The sequence below is a fragment of the Halodesulfovibrio marinisediminis DSM 17456 genome (genome assembly GCF_900129975.1).
Classification (GTDB): domain Bacteria; phylum Desulfobacterota; class Desulfovibrionia; order Desulfovibrionales; family Desulfovibrionaceae; genus Halodesulfovibrio; species Halodesulfovibrio marinisediminis.
The window spans coordinates 181,650-199,023 of record NZ_FSRG01000004.1 but is presented as its reverse complement, the minus strand read 5'-3'; the positions used below and the strand labels follow the sequence as shown (position 1 = coordinate 199,023).

The 17,374-nt window shown below is 44.9% G+C and carries 16 protein-coding genes and 1 tRNA gene; 11 read left to right on the top strand and 6 right to left on the bottom strand.

Annotated elements, in window-relative coordinates:
- Nucleotides 1-16 precede the first annotated feature (16 nt).
- Nucleotides 17-403, bottom strand: coding sequence for a MucR family transcriptional regulator (locus BUR09_RS05465; RefSeq protein ID WP_020000941.1), 387 nt, complete (start codon nucleotides 401-403; stop codon nucleotides 17-19).
- 919 nt (nucleotides 404-1,322) lie between these two features.
- Here BUR09_RS05465 and BUR09_RS05460 point away from each other — a divergent pair.
- From BUR09_RS05460 to BUR09_RS05425, 8 genes are all read left to right on the top strand, one after another.
- Nucleotides 1,323-2,717 carry a cobyrinate a,c-diamide synthase gene (locus BUR09_RS05460; protein WP_139296743.1) on the top strand — a complete coding sequence of 465 codons (1,395 nt, stop codon included), beginning with the start codon at nucleotides 1,323-1,325 and terminating at the stop codon, nucleotides 2,715-2,717.
- Nucleotides 2,710-3,357 carry a precorrin-8X methylmutase gene (locus tag BUR09_RS05455; RefSeq protein WP_074215948.1) on the top strand — a complete coding sequence of 216 codons (648 nt, stop codon included), beginning with the start codon at nucleotides 2,710-2,712 and terminating at the stop codon, nucleotides 3,355-3,357. The genes BUR09_RS05460 and BUR09_RS05455 overlap by 8 nt, the downstream gene beginning before the upstream one ends.
- Before the next feature lie 121 nt (nucleotides 3,358-3,478).
- Nucleotides 3,479-5,047 (top strand): DEAD/DEAH box helicase, encoded by a 1,569-nt coding sequence (locus tag BUR09_RS05450; RefSeq protein WP_074215947.1) that lies wholly within the window; start codon nucleotides 3,479-3,481, stop codon nucleotides 5,045-5,047.
- Nucleotides 5,048-5,073: 26 nt separating this feature from the next.
- On the top strand, nucleotides 5,074-5,535 hold the full coding sequence (locus BUR09_RS05445) for a hypothetical protein (RefSeq protein ID WP_074215946.1): 462 nt from the start codon (nucleotides 5,074-5,076) through the stop codon (nucleotides 5,533-5,535).
- 291 nt (nucleotides 5,536-5,826) lie between these two features.
- Nucleotides 5,827-5,902: transfer RNA gene (locus BUR09_RS05440), tRNA-Ala, on the top strand.
- A gap of 179 nt (nucleotides 5,903-6,081) precedes the next feature.
- The gene (locus BUR09_RS05435; RefSeq protein WP_074215945.1) at nucleotides 6,082-6,234 is read left to right on the top strand and encodes a YegP family protein; all 153 of its coding nucleotides are present in this window, start codon (nucleotides 6,082-6,084) and stop codon (nucleotides 6,232-6,234) included.
- Between the two features lie 287 nt (nucleotides 6,235-6,521).
- A complete protein-coding gene (locus BUR09_RS05430; protein ID WP_074215944.1) occupies nucleotides 6,522-7,502 on the top strand; it encodes a 4Fe-4S dicluster domain-containing protein in 981 nt (326 codons plus the stop codon).
- Complete coding sequence (locus BUR09_RS05425; protein WP_074215943.1) at nucleotides 7,495-7,929, top strand: hypothetical protein; 435 nt, start codon at nucleotides 7,495-7,497, stop codon at nucleotides 7,927-7,929. Before BUR09_RS05430 ends, BUR09_RS05425 begins: the two co-directional genes overlap by 8 nt.
- Before the next feature lie 264 nt (nucleotides 7,930-8,193).
- On the opposite strand, the gene cls is transcribed toward BUR09_RS05425, so the two are convergent.
- The gene (gene cls, locus BUR09_RS05420; RefSeq protein WP_074215942.1) at nucleotides 8,194-9,615 is read right to left on the bottom strand and encodes a cardiolipin synthase; all 1,422 of its coding nucleotides are present in this window, start codon (nucleotides 9,613-9,615) and stop codon (nucleotides 8,194-8,196) included.
- A gap of 184 nt (nucleotides 9,616-9,799) precedes the next feature.
- Nucleotides 9,800-10,222 carry a universal stress protein gene (locus BUR09_RS05415; protein ID WP_074215941.1) on the bottom strand — a complete coding sequence of 141 codons (423 nt, stop codon included), beginning with the start codon at nucleotides 10,220-10,222 and terminating at the stop codon, nucleotides 9,800-9,802.
- A 262-nt stretch (nucleotides 10,223-10,484) separates the two neighbouring features.
- Between BUR09_RS05415 and BUR09_RS05410 the strand changes: the two genes are divergently transcribed.
- The 3 genes from BUR09_RS05410 (at nucleotide 10,485) to purE (ending at nucleotide 13,273) form a co-directional block, all read left to right on the top strand.
- A complete protein-coding gene (locus BUR09_RS05410; protein WP_074215940.1) occupies nucleotides 10,485-11,297 on the top strand; it encodes a mechanosensitive ion channel family protein in 813 nt (270 codons plus the stop codon).
- A gap of 186 nt (nucleotides 11,298-11,483) precedes the next feature.
- Nucleotides 11,484-12,752 carry a phosphoribosylamine--glycine ligase gene (gene purD / locus BUR09_RS05405; RefSeq protein ID WP_074215939.1) on the top strand — a complete coding sequence of 423 codons (1,269 nt, stop codon included), beginning with the start codon at nucleotides 11,484-11,486 and terminating at the stop codon, nucleotides 12,750-12,752.
- Nucleotides 12,753-12,772: 20 nt separating this feature from the next.
- Complete coding sequence (purE, locus tag BUR09_RS05400) at nucleotides 12,773-13,273, top strand: 5-(carboxyamino)imidazole ribonucleotide mutase (protein WP_074215938.1); 501 nt, start codon at nucleotides 12,773-12,775, stop codon at nucleotides 13,271-13,273.
- A 253-nt stretch (nucleotides 13,274-13,526) separates the two neighbouring features.
- Here the strand turns inward: purE and BUR09_RS05395 are convergent, their stop codons facing one another.
- The 3 genes from BUR09_RS05395 to BUR09_RS05385 all read right to left on the bottom strand — a co-directional run bounded on the left by BUR09_RS05395 (nucleotide 13,527) and on the right by BUR09_RS05385 (nucleotide 17,266).
- Nucleotides 13,527-14,213: a S1 family peptidase gene (locus BUR09_RS05395; RefSeq protein ID WP_074215937.1), complete on the bottom strand. Its 687-nt coding sequence runs from the start codon at nucleotides 14,211-14,213 to the stop codon at nucleotides 13,527-13,529.
- A 9-nt stretch (nucleotides 14,214-14,222) separates the two neighbouring features.
- Complete coding sequence (locus tag BUR09_RS05390; protein WP_074215936.1) at nucleotides 14,223-15,845, bottom strand: BCCT family transporter; 1,623 nt, start codon at nucleotides 15,843-15,845, stop codon at nucleotides 14,223-14,225.
- 395 nt (nucleotides 15,846-16,240) lie between these two features.
- Nucleotides 16,241-17,266, bottom strand: coding sequence for a LacI family DNA-binding transcriptional regulator (locus tag BUR09_RS05385; protein ID WP_074215935.1), 1,026 nt, complete (start codon nucleotides 17,264-17,266; stop codon nucleotides 16,241-16,243).
- Nucleotides 17,267-17,374 lie beyond the last annotated feature (108 nt).

Genomic DNA, 17,374 nt, shown 5'->3' with positions numbered 1-17,374 from the left:
TGCCCGAAAACTTAGTCTATGCTCTGCGTTCCCACAACCGCATATCTTTCATTTTCTTACGACGCTCACGCTGGAGTGACTTACAAACCAACGGAGTGTTTTTCTTGTATCCACAACGTGCACGGTATTCCTCTGGAGTAAGACCATGTGTTGCAAGGTGCTTTTTAGTCAATATTTTAAAAGACTTTCCACATTCAACACAAGTAATTGATTTTTCTTTAATCGCCTTTTTCGGATCAATCATTTTACCTGCAGAATCATCATCAACTGCACAACTTGCACTGATCTCCTTAATTCCCCCAGCAAGCTTACGAACCATTGTTGTGATTTCTTCTTCTGTCATTGTCCGTACACTAGCTTGTGCTTTGACAATTTCCAGAGCTTCCTTCAAATAACTTTCCATGTAACTACCCCTCCTATCCATTAAATGAACAAGTATTATACCCAGAAAATGAAAAAATATTTAAAACAGAACCGCCGAAGCACTCTTTACTTATCTAATTTCATAGTTGAAAGAACTATTAAAGCACACATAAGCAATGATTAACTTATATAAAATGCCCTGAAGACATACTACAGAACAGCATGTACACACAATAGAATTTTTTGTAGTTTTTTTATAATACCATTACAAACAAATTACATTTTTTAAAGATTGTAAATACAGAGTTACTACAAAGTACAAAGTTAAAAAAACATTCGACATAAGTACGACATTTAATATTGCATTTTTTTTGAGATTTTTTATGTATCTTTTTACTCTTTATTAGTGGAATAATTTTTTTTGAGCTATAATTTATCTTTTGCATGATCAGGTATTTTTTCTATTGTAAAAAAAACATAAAAATATTTTTATCTACATTGTTTCTTTTAATAAAGAAATATGTATTGCTGTACAAAAACAGCACATAAACAATAAAAAAAATAGCAACACTAGTTACTATTCAAAGGTCACGACAAATAATTTATTTAATTATATGCTTTTTTACTTATTTCATATTGCAACCATAACAAACAATAAATTGTTATTTCAATGCATTTAAGGAAAAATGTTATCTAAGCATAGCTAATTATATTTTATTAAAATGCTTTTTCACCCTTATAGATTAACTGTTCGCACTTCAAACATCTCAAGTTCATTCATATTAAACAGGGTTTACAGACAAACTTACTCACAAAGTCATCACAATACATCTTTAAACACCTTCTATGTTCTTTAAATTTTATATACACTCCACATCTTAAGACACATAGCAAAGTCAAATTTAAAAATGCATTCTGCCCCCCCTAATGCACTGCAATATTTCTGGAGAATTATGCATATGGCAAAAACCATTGTAATTGGCGGCACACAAAGCGGCAGCGGTAAGACATTAGTCAGCCTTGCTATAATGGCAGCGCTCACACGTCGAGGGCTACATGTACAGCCGTTCAAATGTGGTCCAGACTTTATTGATCCAGGCCTGCACAAAGCCGTTACTGGCAACAACAGTATAAATCTTGACGGGTGGATGCTTCCCAAGGGAGCAAACATAGCCACTTACAACAACGCCATGTCCCCTAAAAAAGGAACATCTCCTGATATCGCAGTTATTGAAGGTGTCATGGGGCTTTTTGATGGAGCCAGCGGCAGTGAAGATTCCGGCTCCACAGCACAGATCGCCAAATGGCTTGATGCGCATGTATTACTCGTTATCGACGGGCGTTCCATGGCACGATCGTTCGCAGCAATTGCCCACGGCTTTACAACTCTTGATCCTGACCTTACGTTCGCAGGATGTATTGCAAACAGGGTTGGCAGCCCAAACCATGTGTCCCTTATCCGCGAAGCTATGCAAACCTACTGCCCTGAAATTCTGCTTGCCGGATGTCTGCCGCGTAATGACGATATCACACTCCCATCGCGTCATCTGGGGCTCGTCACAGCAGAAGAAGGGGTCCTCAACTCTGATCGCATTGCAGCTCTTGCAGACTGGGCAAATGATAATATTGATTTCGACCACCTGCTTTCTCAGCTGCCTGAACACCATTTCTCACCTATCGAGACATGCAAGAATAAAGACAGTTCCGCAACGCCAGTTCGAATTGCAGTAGCAACCGATGCCGCTTTTTGTTTTTGCTATCCAGACAACCTGCGGCTGCTCGAAGAAAACGGAGCTGAAATAATCCACTTTTCACCACTCAAGGACTCATCACTTCCAGAAAAAATTGACGGACTGTACTTGCCCGGCGGTTATCCGGAATTATATGCAGAACGTCTAAGCCTAAACGCTTCAATGCGTTCTGCCATCCGCGATTTCTCCCAATCCGGAAGACCAGTCTACGCAGAATGTGGCGGTTTCATGTACCTCGCACAAGAAATCAGAACAGAAACTGCTACATACCCTATGTGCAATGTATTCGACGTACACTGTACAATGGATAAGCGGCATAGAGCACTAGGTTACCGAGAGATAAAAACAACAGCCAATTCCATTTTAGGCAGTAAAAACACCACAGCACGCGGGCACGAATTCCATTACTCATTTGCAAAAGAAACTACTGCACATAACTCGCTCTACACGGTAACAGACAGAAAAGGTATTGAAACATCAACATCCGGCTATGCTACCCGCAATACGGTCGGGTCATACGTACATCTCCACTTTGCCTCGCAACCATCCGTTGCCAAGGCCATCGTAGATGCGTGCATACGAACAAGGACTCTTCATGACTAAGACTGAATTGCAGCCATTTTTTTCTCCAAGCAACATTGAACAACGCTCTTTTGAGATCATCGACAGCGAAGTGCCTGAACCACGTCCTTTTGTTAATAACGAATGGGTGATCGCCAGACGCTTAATCCATACCACGGCAGACTTTGATTTGCTGAACCATATCATCTTCCACCCTGAAGCCATTGAGGCGGGTGTAAATGCGATCAAAAGCGGCTGCACCATTTTTACCGATACCGAAATGGCTCGTTCGGGTATTCCAGTGCGACGCACAGAGCCGTTCGGGTGTACCACCCAATGCCTGCTCAACCGTCCAGACGTAGTACAAAAGGCACAGGAAACCGGCTCTACCCGTGCACAAGCTGCAATGGATGCAGCAACACCTGAAATCGGCGGTTCCATCATGGCCATCGGCAATGCACCAACCGCATTAATTCGCCTTATGCAGCACCTTGAAAACGGCGGAACCGCTCCTGCACTTATCGTCGGCATGCCTGTTGGATTCGTTAATGCTGCCGAATCCAAAGAAATACTTCTTGCACAATCTACTGTTCCTTATATAACCATTCGCGGACGAAAAGGCGGATCCCCACTTGCAGCAGCAGCAGTAAATGCTCTGGCTATCCTTGCCGCCACCTCATAAGCCACTATCCTTTACCAACTATTCTTTCAGCAAGTTGCAGTAATCTGCTACCGTTGCTATAGTGGCCTGTGGAACTTTGACTTTTGCTAATTAACAGTCTTTTTGACTGACAGGATGTACAATGACAGACGAATCCCGCAATAGCGCCTCAAATGATGCCCAGAAAAAAGAAAAACAATATGTAGATCCTGCGGACAGAATTGCCGCAGAAATTACCGGCATCACAGAGCCAGAAGATGCGCTGCCACCAATCACTCTGGAAGACCTTCCAGAAAAAGTCCGCGAAGCCTGCTTCCGTGCAGGGTGGAATAAACTCATGCCTGTACAGGCACACGCTATTCCGTACGAGCTGGCACGCAGAGACATTATGGTGCAGTCCCGCACCGGTAGCGGCAAAACAGGTACCTACCTCCTGCCTGCACTGGAACGAGTGGATACGTCCAAAAGTTACACACAGATGCTTATTCTGGTTCCAACCCGAGAACTGGCTCTGCAGGTTGAATACGAAGCAACGACCCTTTTCGAAGGCACCGGCATCACTTCATGTGCAGTTTACGGTGGCGTAGGATACGGCAAGCAGGTCGAAAAACTGAATAACGGCGCACACGTTGTTATCGGCACACCGGGCCGTGTGCTCGACCACCTCATCCGCCATACATTAGATCTTTCTAAAACACGCATCCTTGTCTTTGATGAAGCAGATAGAATGCTCTCCATCGGTTTCTATCCAGACATGGTGGAAATCAAAGGATACCTGCCGCGTAAGCGCTCAACCTTCCTGCTTTCTGCAACCTATCCTCCGCGAGTTATTCAGCTCGCAGGAGAGTTCATGCATAAGCCGTCCATGTTGAGTCTTTCGCATCAGCAGGTACACGTTGTGGACACCCCGCACGTATTCTACAACGCAAAACCAATGGACAAAGACCGTGTGCTTGTCCGCGTACTGGAAGTTGAAAACCCTTCTTCTGCCATTATCTTTTGTAACACCAAAGCCAACGTGCACTATGTTACAGCCGTACTGAAAGGTTTTGGCTATGATGCGGACGAACTTTCCGCTGACCTTTCCCAGTCCAAGCGCGAAAAAGTTCTCACAAAGCTGCGTGAAGGAAACGTGCGTTTCCTCGTTGCCACGGATGTAGCAGCACGCGGCATTGATATTCCAGAGCTCTCCCACGTAATTCTGTATGAACCACCGGAAGACCGTGAATCATACATTCACAGGGCAGGACGCACAGGCCGTGCCGGAGCCAGCGGCGAAGTAATTTCTCTTGTAGATATTATGCAGAAGCTGGAATTGGAACGCATCGGCAATTACTACAAAATCTCCCTTCAAGAACGGGAAACACCGACAGACGAAGACGTTGCCAAGATTGCGGGGCAGCGCCTTACAGCCATGCTTGAAGGTCGCCTGCGTGGAAAAACCGGTCTTGAAAAAGAACGTATGAAGCGATTTGTTCCGCTTCTTAAAGAACTCTCACAAGATGACGAACAGCTTCTTCTAGCCGCCCAGCTTCTTGACGAGCTGTATCAGCAAACCCTGCACACCCCTCCCCCAGCTCCGGAGGTAAATAAAGGGCGTCAGCAGAAAGGCGGAGAGCAGAAAGGACAGCGTAAAACGCAAGGGCAGCAACGACGCCATACTCGTCCGCGCCGCAGAAAACCTGCCCAAAAGCGCTCTGAACAGTCGTAGATACCTCTTACAGGATGGTGCAATTAGTGCAGATGACACCTATTGAATCTGATTTATTCGAAAACTTTGATGCACTGCTCGGTACATACAATATAAGCAACGAACTCACAGTACTTGGGCTGGGAAAATTCAGTTTTTTTCGCAAGAAAAAAGCAAAACATGAGCTTATCGCCCTGTTTTATGCACTGTGGAAACTTGCATTAAAGCAATCTTTTCCAAAAGATCATGAGCTTTACTTTACGAACTACTGTGAAGCAAAAAAGTTAGATAAAGATGCCGCCGGAAACGCTACCATGCTCTACCGTAGCGTTGAAGTGTATAATACCCTGCTTGCGGAGCAAGGAACAAAAAACTTTTCAAACGTTGCAGACTTCTTAACAGACCAACTTGTTAAGGACTCTGACCGGCGTGAGCACATCACACTAAAGCTGGCACTCTCTATCCGCTCAACATACAACGTTATTTTTCAAAAACTTATTTCAAACTAACTCCTTAACTCCCGTGGAGTCCGTACAAAAGATCCAAAAAAAGGCGACCTCGCAACTGGTCGCCTTTTTCTTGGGAGGTTATCCCCATAGGTAGTAAAACGTCTTTAGTTACAAGACATATCGACAGAATAGAATTCATCTTTACTTTTTATGCTATTTTTTTGACACCTTTCTGTTTTTTAACTTTCTAAGTTATTTTCCCACTAATAATTCTCTTTGTTTTAGGCTTTTTTTCATTTTCATATTGACAACTGCACCCGCAGTTCGATAAACACCGACTTCACACGATGTGGGGCTATAGCTCAGTTGGGAGAGCGCTTGACTGGCAGTCAAGAGGTCATCGGTTCAACCCCGTTTAGCTCCACCACATTGATTACAAAAGCTTACAGAAAAATCTGTAAGCTTTTTTTTTGCGCCGTTACACACTCAAACGACTGCCTCTACCGTACGCTATCTTTTCCGCCCTAACATCCCACTCATATATACTACCATCCCCAACTATCTCCCGTAGAACAAAAGAAAGCTCATGGCTCAGGAGCGAACAATATGGATGATAAGTGGGAATTCTATAAAGACTACGCAAAAGAATGGCGCTGGCGAAGAAAAAATGCCAACGGTAAAATTATCGGTGCCTCTCCCAGAGGATATAAAAACAGACAGGAATGTCTCGAAAACGCCAAACAGCACGGCTTCGTATAGCCCCACCCATAAGAATACCACACTGCCCACATCTACTTACCCTATCCATCTGCTCCAATCAGCAATCACCAAAAAACAGCGGAACTAAATCTAACGTCACAGATCTTAACCTAGATCATTGCAGCAGACCTTCAAACAACAGAGTATGGGCATCGCTGTCGTGTCTTTCTGCCCGTAGCGATCCTCTTCAATCCACTACGTTCAAAAGCTTTCCGCACACGACTCGACAGCGTTCAATACACCAACCACCTTAGTCGTAAGGCTTAATGCTATTCACAGGTATTCGTATGAAAAAGTCATCCAACGCACCAATATCCCGAAGAACCTTCCTGAAAGTTTTTGGAGCCGTCGGAGCTACAGCTTGTGCCTCTGCGGCAAAAACGGCAAAGGCACAACCAACAGAACCTCAGGAAGAGCTCATGACTGTGCTCGACATATCAAAATGTATCGGCTGCGGGGAATGCGTTTCTGCATGTAAAGAATCAAACGCACGCAAGTTCCCTGAAGTACGCAAACCAATCCCTAAGATGTTCCCGCCACGTGTAAAAGTTGAAGACTGGTCCGATAAAAAAGATGTCGATGACCGCCTTACACCATATAACTGGCTCTACATCCAAACAGCAGACGTAGAACACAATGGCAAAGAGTACGAACTCAACATCCCAAGACGCTGTCTACACTGCACCAACCCGCCATGTGCGAATCTCTGCCCTTGGGGTGCTGCACGTAAGGAAGATTCTGGGATTGTCCGCATCCACGAAGATATATGTCTTGGTGGAGCCAAATGCCGCACAGTCTGCCCATGGCATATACCACAACGTCAAAGCGGTGCCGGCCTTTACCTGGACTTACTCCCTCGTTTTGCAGGAAACGGAGTCATGCTCAAATGTGACCGTTGTTACGATAAAGTCGCGCAAGGCCAACAACCCGCATGCATAACAGCCTGTCCTGAAAACGTGCAGCGCATTGGCTCACGCAGTGAAATGATCACCTATGCAAAAGAGCTCGCTACCTCAATGAATGGCTATATCTACGGCCTTGAGGAAAATGGGGGCACCAACACAATCTACGTATCACCTGTACCATTCGAGATGCTCAACGAAGCCATTGAAAAAGGGAAAGGAAAACCACATCTCGCCCCGGTAGAAAACTCTATGGCAAAAGAAGAAACACTGACATCTGCACTCATTGCTGCACCTATTGCAGGCATAGCAGCTGGTGCTCTCAAAGTTCTCTCTGACGTACGCAAGGGGAAGAACAATGACTAAAATTATTCTCAAACTCTGGATGCCTGTAATGGCGTTCATGGCCATCACAGGCATGGGACAGATGCCTATCTTCAAACGCTACTACGTAGCTGACATCCCAGGTTTGGCATGGCTTGGAGAGCCCTTCACTGTCCATTGGGCGCACTACATCGGTGCAGCCGCCCTTATGTTTATAATTGCGTGGCTCGTAACACTCTGGTTCGCCAAGCAACCCAAACTGACCGGTTCAGGGAAAATCCGCATAGTCCTCCTAGGCCTGATCATTGGTACCGGCTACGTCCGTGTAATCAAGAACCTGCCCGACATCCATTTTTCGCCAACCGTTACAATGCTCATTGACTGGACGCATCTTCTGTTTGCCATGCTCCTCGGCATTGCCGCACTCTGGAGTGCCAGGACAGGGCGAAAAGCTTACATCAAAAGATAACTTTTTATGCCTCCGGCAGCTATAAGACTCATCTAAGAGAGTAGCGACCATCATTAAACTTCTCATGCGGCTTTAATGTGCTCCACTAAAACAATAAAAAAAGGACTATCCCACGTTAGTTAGGATCGTCCTTTTTTATTTATGAAAGGTAGTTGAGAGCTAACACAAGGCAACCTATCCCCAGCGCTCATTATCCGTAAACTGACTCTAGTCAATGAAAGAAAGAGTTCTAGAGAGGATACCTGCTCAAAAAAATATCAGCTTCTACAAGTACGGAGAAAACAGCCAGAAAAAAGCATCGCGCATGCGAATAGGAAGCGAGCGGTTCACGATTTCGCGATGCGTCACCTCTTGAGATAGCTTAACGGTATCATCGACATGAGCAATAAGCTCATTAGCAAGTCCCATATCAAGCACTTCTACGTTAAGCTCAAAATTAAGCTGCAGACTACGTGGATCCATGTTGGCAGAACCGAATTGAACATAACAGTCGTCTATAACAAGAAGCTTAGTATGACAGAAAGGCCGTGGCTGATAAAAGATACGTACACCTGACTCAAGAAGGTCTTTGAAATAATTTCTGCTCGCCCAATGAACAAAAGGCCAGTTTGACCTTACAGGCAAGACAATGGATACGGCTATTCCACGTAACGCTGCTACAGAAAGTACGCTTATAAGCTCAGCTGACGGCAAAAAATAAGGCGTCATAATACGTACAGAGTGTTTGGCTGCACTTATCGTTGCGAGAATGGATGTATGAAGAGGATTGTCGGGGTTATCTGGACCATCTTTGATAACACGGGCAAGAATATTACCGGTATGATCCATCGCTGGCGGTAAAGGTTGATGCTCTTCACCATTGGAATATGCCCAGTCTTCCATAAAAATTTGTTGAAGCTGCGAAACAATAGGTCCCGTCAACTTATAATGCATGTCAGTAAGACGACGATACCCTTTGGAGCTACGAGTTCCACCTATGTTCATCCCACCAGTGAATCCTACCTTACCATCTACAACTAGCAGCTTGCGGTGATTTCGCAGGTTCAGACGAATTTGCGGCGGAAAAAGGCTCAATGGTAGAAAGACAACTGCCGGTACTCCCTGCTTACGTAAAAAACGCACAACAGAACGCCATGAAAGCATCAGACCAAAACCATCTATGAGGACGGCAACGTGTACACCACGCTCATGGGCTTCAATAAGGCTTTTTACAAAGCTCCTGCCAACAGGATCATTATCCAGCAGAAAGGTAGAGAGATAAATAGATTCGTTCGCACTTTTAATAGCATCAAGCATGGCTGGGTATGCCTGCTTTCCGTTGAAAAGCGGCCGAATACTGTTCCCTTTAAGGGGGAAAGTACCTGTCATTGCCCGCCCAATTTTTTCCAGCATAATGAGTTCTTCTGGAAGCTCTTTCAACAGGCAGGTATGTGCTCGATGATCAGGCGGCTTAAGGTACCCAGTGGTCTTTTGCTGCTCAAATTCCTCACGCAGCCGTGTAGCACTTCGCCTGACACGGTTCACCCCGAAAATCACGTATGCAAGAACGCCAACAACAGGCAGAGATAGACAGAGCGCAACCCATACAAGGGCAGAGTTCGGCTGCTTACGCGTAAGCAAGGCATGCCCTGCTCCCAACAAAGACAACACAAAGAAGAAATTGAATAATAACACGTAAGGAGACATGCACTCTCCACGTTAAATAATGACTGCTAAGTGTTTAAAAAAAGAAAACAGAAAATCTAGTGTAATATCAATATCGTCGGATAGTTATTCTTTGCAAGTTTTATAATCGCACTTCCTTCACTACCAAAAAACGCGAGATCATAAAAAACAATCTCGCGTTCATGTAGATGAATTCAGAAAGTAACTACCGGACAACCAGTACAGGTATTTTGCAGTGAGAGATGATATCAGAGGTAAGGCTACCCAACAAAAGTCCCTCTACTTCACTTAACCCGCGTGCGCCCATACAAATCAAATCACAGTGTTCATCTTCAGCAATCCTGCAGACTGCGTCAAAGGCACGCCCCGTTGCAACACGGGTGCTATATGTTACATTATTCTGTTTAAGCTCCGGAATGTACTTATCAAAAATTCTCTGTGCTTCTTCTTTCTGTTCTTCGCGAAGCTCTTCGCGGGCATGGCCACCGATAATATTAGGAATATGTTCAAGCACGTTCACCAGTATGATTTCTGCATTCATACTGATTGCAATCCCCATAGCTTTGCGCTTTGCAAGTAAGGCATGTTTGGAACCATCAACCGGAACAAGAATTTTTTTAAAAAACATAAGTGAACCTCCGCTTGCTTATTGTCTTAGGGTGCGTTGACTTCAACTAAAAAAGAGCTCTCCTGTGCTACCAACCAAGTTAATGACCTTATGATACTATAGTAAAATTAGCAGGTTCAATTTTTTTTTTCAAACAGAATCAAATTACAAACATTGATTACTTTCTATCCCATATACTTTTTACTTTCATACTATCATGTTACATTCCGCAGAGTTCTTTTGAAGAAGAACATAGAAATACTAATCACATATGAGGGAAGCTATGTTTGACTTTCAGACTCTCAGCTCTATGATTTCGGTGTGGCTGTTAGACAGTGGTATAAACATCCTTTATGCCTTGTTTATTCTTATTTTGGGTTGGTGGCTTGCCCGTCATCTTACCCGCCTCATCCGTATCTTCCTTGATAAAAACAAAATTGACCCCTTACAGACCGGCTTTATCACAACAATTGTCCGCTACAGCATTATCATCGCTGTACTACTGATTGCAGCATCACGTGTCGGAATCAACATCACCTCTCTCATAGCAATATTCGGTGCAGCTGCGTTAGCCATTGGTCTCGCTGTCAAAGACAACCTTTCGAACTTTTCATCCGGCATGCTGCTGGTATTTTTCCGACCTTTTACCAAAGGGGATTTTGTCGAAGTTTGCGGGACAATGGGAACGATTGAAGCAACAAGCCTTTTCAGTACTGTGTTAACCACCGTAGATAATAAAAAGGTTTTTATTCCAAACAGCATGGTAATGAATAATGTTATTACCAATTACAGCGCCAACCCTACCCGCAGACTAGATCTCACAATCGGGATTGACTACGGGGCAAACATTACTGAAGCAAAAAAAATTCTTCTGGATGTCCTAGAAAAACATACAGCTGTAAGAACCACTCCTGAACCGGTTGTTGCCGTGGAAGCTTTGGCAGACAGTAGCGTCAATATAACCATGCGGGCATGGGTTCCTACAGAACAATACCTCTCTACAAAATTCGAACTACTGGAAGAATGTAAAAATGCACTGACAGAACAGGGGGTTTCCATACCATTTCCACAAATGGATATTCATATGGACAAATAAAGAACCTGTACAAACAATAACTCTTTCAGCACTTTTATTCTTTGAGACGATACGAGACAAAAATAGTCACCATCTTGAACCAATCGCCAAAAAACTGTATCAGGCGCTCAGCAAAAACTTTCAATGGTGCGCTCATCAAGCACCATAAACAGGAATGACAACCCATTCCCAATTAGGAGGCCAGACGTGCGGATTCTTATCGTGGGTTCCGGAGGACGTGAACACGCCCTCGCATGGAAACTTCGTCAGAGTGCAAAAGTTGAAGAAATCTTCATTGCCCCGGGTAATGGTGGTACTGCGCTCGAAGGTACCAACGTACCAATCAAGGCAGACGACCTGCCCGCACTGGTGGCTTTCGCCAAAGAAAAGGCTATTGATCTCGTTGTTCCGGGTCCTGAATTACCTTTGGTTCTTGGAATCAAAGACGCTCTAGATCTGGAAGGGATTCCCTGCTTCGGTCCAAACGCATTTGCAGCACAGCTTGAAGGCTCCAAGGCATTTGCCAAAAAGATCATGCAGGAAGCCGGTGTACCCACTGCTGCGTTCGGCGTATTTGAAGAATTCTCTGAAGCCCGTGACTTCGTACTGGAAAAAGGCGCACCGATTGTTGTTAAGGCTGACGGCCTTGCAGCAGGTAAAGGTGTAATTGTTGCCCAGTCCACCGACGAAGCCATTCAGGCACTTGAAGAAATTATGGTGCAGAAGTCCTTTGGCGACTCTGGGAAACATGTTGTTGTTGAAGAGTGTCTTGTTGGTGAAGAAGCATCCTTTATCTGCTTCTGCGATGGCAACACTGTAAAACCTCTTCCTTCTTCTCAGGATCACAAGGCAGTTTACGAGGGCGACACCGGCCCTAACACTGGTGGCATGGGAGCTTACAGCCCTGCACCGGTACTGCCTGCAGACCGCTATGATGAGATTATTGAATCCGTCATGAAGCCGGTCGTGAATCTTTTGGGTGAAAAAGACAAACCGTTTATCGGCATCCTGTACGCAGGACTTATGATGACCGAAAACGGCCCGTACGTACTCGAATTCAACGTCCGCTTCGGCGATCCGGAATGTCAGCCGCTTGTGATGCGTCTTGATTGCGATCTTGCTGAAGTGATGATGGCGTGCGTTCAGGGCAAACTTGCCGAAACCCCGCTCCCAATCAAAGATGAAACAACCCTTGGCGTTGTTGTTGCTGCTGACGGCTACCCTGGAGCCTACCCTAAAGGTATGGCTATCACCGGTATTGAAGAAGCAGAAGCAATCGGCGACGTAAAAGTATTCCAAGCAGGAACAACCATCGAGAACGGCCAAACCGTATCGACTGGCGGACGAGTACTTTGCGTAACAGCACTCGGTGCTGATCTTGCCGCGGCACAAAAACGCGCTTACGAAGCTCTTGAACATGTCAAAATGGATAATGCTTATTTCCGTAAAGACATCGGCTTCAAAGGGTTTAAATAACCTCTCAGGAGATAGAGAATATGCCTCAAGTTGCTATTTTCATGGGCAGTGCTTCAGATGAAGAAACTATGCGCCCATGCACCCAGCTATTAGACCAACTTAAGATTTCGTACGTTTTCACCGTCAGCTCTGCACACAGAACACCAGAACGCACAGAACATCTGGTGGACACTCTTGAAGCAGAAGGTTGTCAGGTATTCATCTGCGCCGCAGGCATGGCTGCACACCTTGCCGGCGCCGTAGCAGCACGTACTCTCAAACCAGTTATCGGTGTACCTGTTACAGCATCCAACCTTTCCGGTCTGGACGCAATGCTCGCGACCGTACAGATGCCTCCGGGATACCCGGTTGCAACTGTAGCGCTTGATAAAGCAGGTGCTAAAAACGCTGCATGGCTTGCTGCACAAATGATTGCTCTCACAGACGACAGCGTCGCAGCTAACCTCAAAGCAGCACGTGAAGAAGGCAAAGCCGCTGTTATCAAAAGCGCGGAAGAGCTGGAAGCACGCTACGCTAAATAGAACATATTTCGCAGCATGGCCTTTTACCTTCCTCACGTAGCTGCAACTGCGTGTGAATGAGAAAAGGCTTCCCCAACTGCGTACAAATTAAAAACGCCTGTCAGATCCCGCTGACAGGCGTTTTTTTATTTTCTTCCCTCCACGAACAGCAACAATGCGTGGAAGAATCTATCTCTTATTTCTGGCAATCAACGGTCGTAAGCACATAAAATTAAGCATATTGACATGTTAGAGACCACCACTTTCGCAAGCATTAGATAATCTCAAGCCCCTCTTCTTCCATCAGCGCAATACCGTGTTCGATAGCTATTGCGTATGAAAGGTCGGTATCCAGAGCCTGCTCACGAGAATAGGAAGAAATTGCGCTGCCATCTGCCATTGGACAATAACGGCCACAAACTATACCAACTATCCTATCCTCATTGATACTGATAAGAGGTCCGCCCACATCACCAGCATGCACACGCGTATCAAAAAGAATGTGATTATTCCCGAGCGGAGATGTCAGTTTGGAACTGACAACAGAACTAACCACTGTCAGATGGTGCATATTCTGAAAGCCGAAAGGATACCCCAAACTCACAAGAGGAGCACCTAGGCGCAAACCTTCTGTACTCCCAAGCAAGAAATCCGGCATCACTATATCCGCTTCCAGATCAAGCGCCAGCAGTGCAATATCTCGATCCTTATCCACGGTAATTACTTCAACTGGAATGGAGCGTACGTGTTCACGACTGATGTTTTGGAAATCAGTTGCCTCCGGTGCGTATGGTACAACACATAGATTTTCGTGATTATCCCCGAAAATATGACTTGTTGTGAGCATATAGCCATCTTCATGCACGAGAAAGCAAGAACCCAAAAACGCTGCACCAGAGTCTTCCTGACGCATAAGCATCATACAGCCACCAGTGAATTTTTCGGCAGAAGTTGTATACATTGAATCCTCCTAGCGAATTTTATGGCGACGTCGTTTAGCTGGAAACGGTTTAGGGGTTACGCTCATTTTCTTCGGCTTCTTGTCAGTATCGATATAAAACTGCTGAGGGCCTGAGTAGTCTTTAAGCCCTTTGAAAAGGCTGTACATCATAAAGAGCAAAATTACTGCAAACGGCAAGCCGGATGCAATGGTCGCTGTTTGCAAAGCAATCAAGCCACCACCATACAATAATGCTGCCGCCACAGTCCCTTCAAGCATAGCCCAGAAAACACGCTGCGGAACAGGCGGATCCTGATTACCGTTTGCTGTGATGATATCAATAACCAGTGAGCCGGAATCAGACGAAGTAACAAAGAAACTGATAACAACAATAATACCAAGCACACTTGTTACAGAAGAAAATGGGAAATGCTCCAGCAGTACAAACAAGGAAACCGGAACGTTCTCCTGTACAGCCTTAGCAATGCCCCCACCGCCGAACATATCGATAAACAGCGCACTGTTTCCGAATACTGTAATCCAGACAAAGGTAACGAGTGTTGGAACAAGAAGCACACCAGCGATGAACTCACGAATAGTGCGGCCTTTAGAAATTCGGGCAATAAACATACCTACGAACGGTGACCACCCGATCCACCAACCCCAATAGAACACGGTCCAACCGTCTTGCCATGAAGTGTTTTCATAGGTTTCATTCCAAGTAGAAAGCTGCATGAAGTTTTGGAAATAAATACCAATGTTTTCCACAAGAGCATTGAGGATAAACAGGGTTGGTCCCAGTAACAACACAAAGCACATCAACAAAAGAGCAAGACTGATGTTAAGCTCACTCAGCCTGCGAATACCAGCATCCAGCCCGCTTACTACTGAGTACGTAGCCATAAGCGTGATCGCGCAAATTAAAATAAGCTGAACATTTGTTGTCTGCGGTATACCGAAGACATGAAATAAACCGGCGTTAACCTGCTGAACACCTACCCCGAGAGAGGTAGCAACACCAAACAAAGTAGCGACGGTTGCAGAGATATCAACAGCGTACCCAAGCGGCCCGTCTACCTTATCACCAAGCAAAGGCACAAAAGCAGAACGGATTGTAAGTGGATACCCTTTATTGAACGAAAAGAAAGCTAAAGAAAGGCCAACAATGGCGTAAACGCTCCAAGGATGAAGTCCCCAGTGCAGAAAAGTCAAATCCATTGCCATGCGTGCGGCATCCGGTGAACCCGGAGCAGTAGAAAACGGTGAGGAAATAAAATGGAACATCGGTTCGGCAACGCCGTAAAATAAGAGGCCGATCCCCATACCCGCACTAAAGAGCATAGCGAACCATGCTGGAGTACTGAACTCCGGCACAGCTTCATCACCGCCAAGCCGGATGTCTCCAAATCGGGAAAACATAAAAAGAAGGGTACAAATCAAAATAAGGTTCATTGTAAGAACAAAGAACCACCCAGTGTACGTAGAAATCCCAGTCTGAACTATTCCAAAGAAATCTTTAATATCTTTACCAAGATATATTGTAAGCGCGACAAGAAAGATAATTAACCCAGCAGAAATAAAGAAGATATACGGATGAACATCATATTTTATTTTCGCCCCATCACGGTTGGTGAGGTTTGAAGTGAAACTCAAAACTCCTCCTATTGTTTATGCACAATGTAACACCTACTAGTACAGCTTATAGTACACATAAAAAACAATGCAGAATTATAATTCTGCATTGCAAATAACAGTACATACAAAAATTGTGCATTATGTTTATCAGTTGTAACTCGCTGTATTATATGTATACATCAAATGAAAAACTACGTCAAATCACGTGTAAATACATTTTTCTCTCACACAACATACACAGGGTGTTTCTTTGTAGTATCACTCAATAATTTTCCTGTAAGATAATGAATCTGCAGACTATCTATTCAAAAAACAACATTCCATTTACCCCACAATCAAACAATAATAGACAACAAAAAAAACGCTTCTGACAAACAAGTCAGAAGCGTTTTTTTTGTTCTATTATTAAGTACCTAGCGTGGAGGAACACCAGTAGATTCACGGATGATAAGGTCATGCTGAACAGATGGGATAGTTTCCTCCGGATGCTCACCGGTACGCAGGATATCCAACAGCACTGAAGTTGCCTGCCGTCCCATACGGTAACCCGGCTGGAGAACAGTAGTAAGCGGCGGCCAGACATGTTTTGCCATTGGGATGTCATCAAATCCGAAAACAGACACGTCTTTGGGAATTTCAAACCCAAGTCGACGCAACGCACTAATTGTATTGATCGCTACAAGATCATTTGAAGCAAAAATCGCGGTCGGAGGATTTGAGGAGTTCATTAACTTCTCGATGCCTTCTGAGCAATCCGAAGTATTAGAAGAAACTTGTACAAAGCTTTGAGGGTGCGTCGGAATATCGTGATCCTGCAAGCATCGTAAGAAGCCCTCATAACGCATACGACATCGGTCAGAAGCAATAAATGGCACGCCAAGCATCGCAAAGCTCTTATGACCGAGCTTAATCAAGTATTCGGTAGCATCGTAACTAGCCTGTACGTTGTCCACAGACACACATGGTAGACACCCCTGTTTGTTAAACAGGTTAACTGCCGGAATTTTTTCCTGATACAATTTTTGCGCAATATCGCCCATGGAGTCGGATACAGTAAGAATAATACCGTCTACACGACGCTCCAGAAAATTTTCCACCATCTGCTTTTCGCGCTGGCGGTTGTACTCCGCACTGGCAATAAACACCTGATACCCATGCAATTGTGCTTCATCCTGCACGCCACGAGCACACTCACTGTAAATCTGGTTATTAACAGCAGGGATGATGTATCCAATAGTTTTTGTACGCTGCGTAGCCAGCGCCTTTGCCGCAAAGTTGCATCGATAATTATGCTTATCGATAATGCGCTGAATACGCTCCCCAGTTTCCTTACGCACCTTTTCCGGCATATTCAGGTACCGAGAAACGGTTGCAATGGAAACTTTTGCCTCTCGGGCAATATCCCTAATTGTCGGCTGAAAAGATTTGTTCAAAGTCATAGGTGATAAACGCGTTATGGTTTTAAACTTGATGCTTAATCCCCAAAACGCGCACTTGGACTGAGGGGAGGCATCGTAGGCTGTGCCTTCACGATCTAAACAAAGAAA

Coding starts and splice junctions, on each gene's coding strand:
- BUR09_RS05465 (WP_020000941.1), bottom strand. CDS start 403: ATGGAAAGTTATTTGAAGGAAGCTCTGGAAATTGTCAAAGCACAAGCT.
- BUR09_RS05435 (WP_074215945.1), top strand. CDS start 6,082: ATGGATGATAAGTGGGAATTCTATAAAGACTACGCAAAAGAATGGCGC.
- BUR09_RS05455 (WP_074215948.1), top strand. CDS start 2,710: ATGACTAAGACTGAATTGCAGCCATTTTTTTCTCCAAGCAACATTGAA.
- cls (WP_074215942.1), bottom strand. CDS start 9,615: ATGTCTCCTTACGTGTTATTATTCAATTTCTTCTTTGTGTTGTCTTTG.
- BUR09_RS05415 (WP_074215941.1), bottom strand. CDS start 10,222: ATGTTTTTTAAAAAAATTCTTGTTCCGGTTGATGGTTCCAAACATGCC.
- BUR09_RS05395 (WP_074215937.1), bottom strand. CDS start 14,213: ATGTATACAACTTCTGCCGAAAAATTCACTGGTGGCTGTATGATGCTT.
- BUR09_RS05460 (WP_139296743.1), top strand. CDS start 1,323: ATGGCAAAAACCATTGTAATTGGCGGCACACAAAGCGGCAGCGGTAAG.
- BUR09_RS05430 (WP_074215944.1), top strand. CDS start 6,522: ATGAAAAAGTCATCCAACGCACCAATATCCCGAAGAACCTTCCTGAAA.
- BUR09_RS05410 (WP_074215940.1), top strand. CDS start 10,485: ATGTTTGACTTTCAGACTCTCAGCTCTATGATTTCGGTGTGGCTGTTA.
- purE (WP_074215938.1), top strand. CDS start 12,773: ATGCCTCAAGTTGCTATTTTCATGGGCAGTGCTTCAGATGAAGAAACT.
- BUR09_RS05450 (WP_074215947.1), top strand. CDS start 3,479: ATGACAGACGAATCCCGCAATAGCGCCTCAAATGATGCCCAGAAAAAA.
- BUR09_RS05425 (WP_074215943.1), top strand. CDS start 7,495: ATGACTAAAATTATTCTCAAACTCTGGATGCCTGTAATGGCGTTCATG.
- BUR09_RS05385 (WP_074215935.1), bottom strand. CDS start 17,266: ATGACTTTGAACAAATCTTTTCAGCCGACAATTAGGGATATTGCCCGA.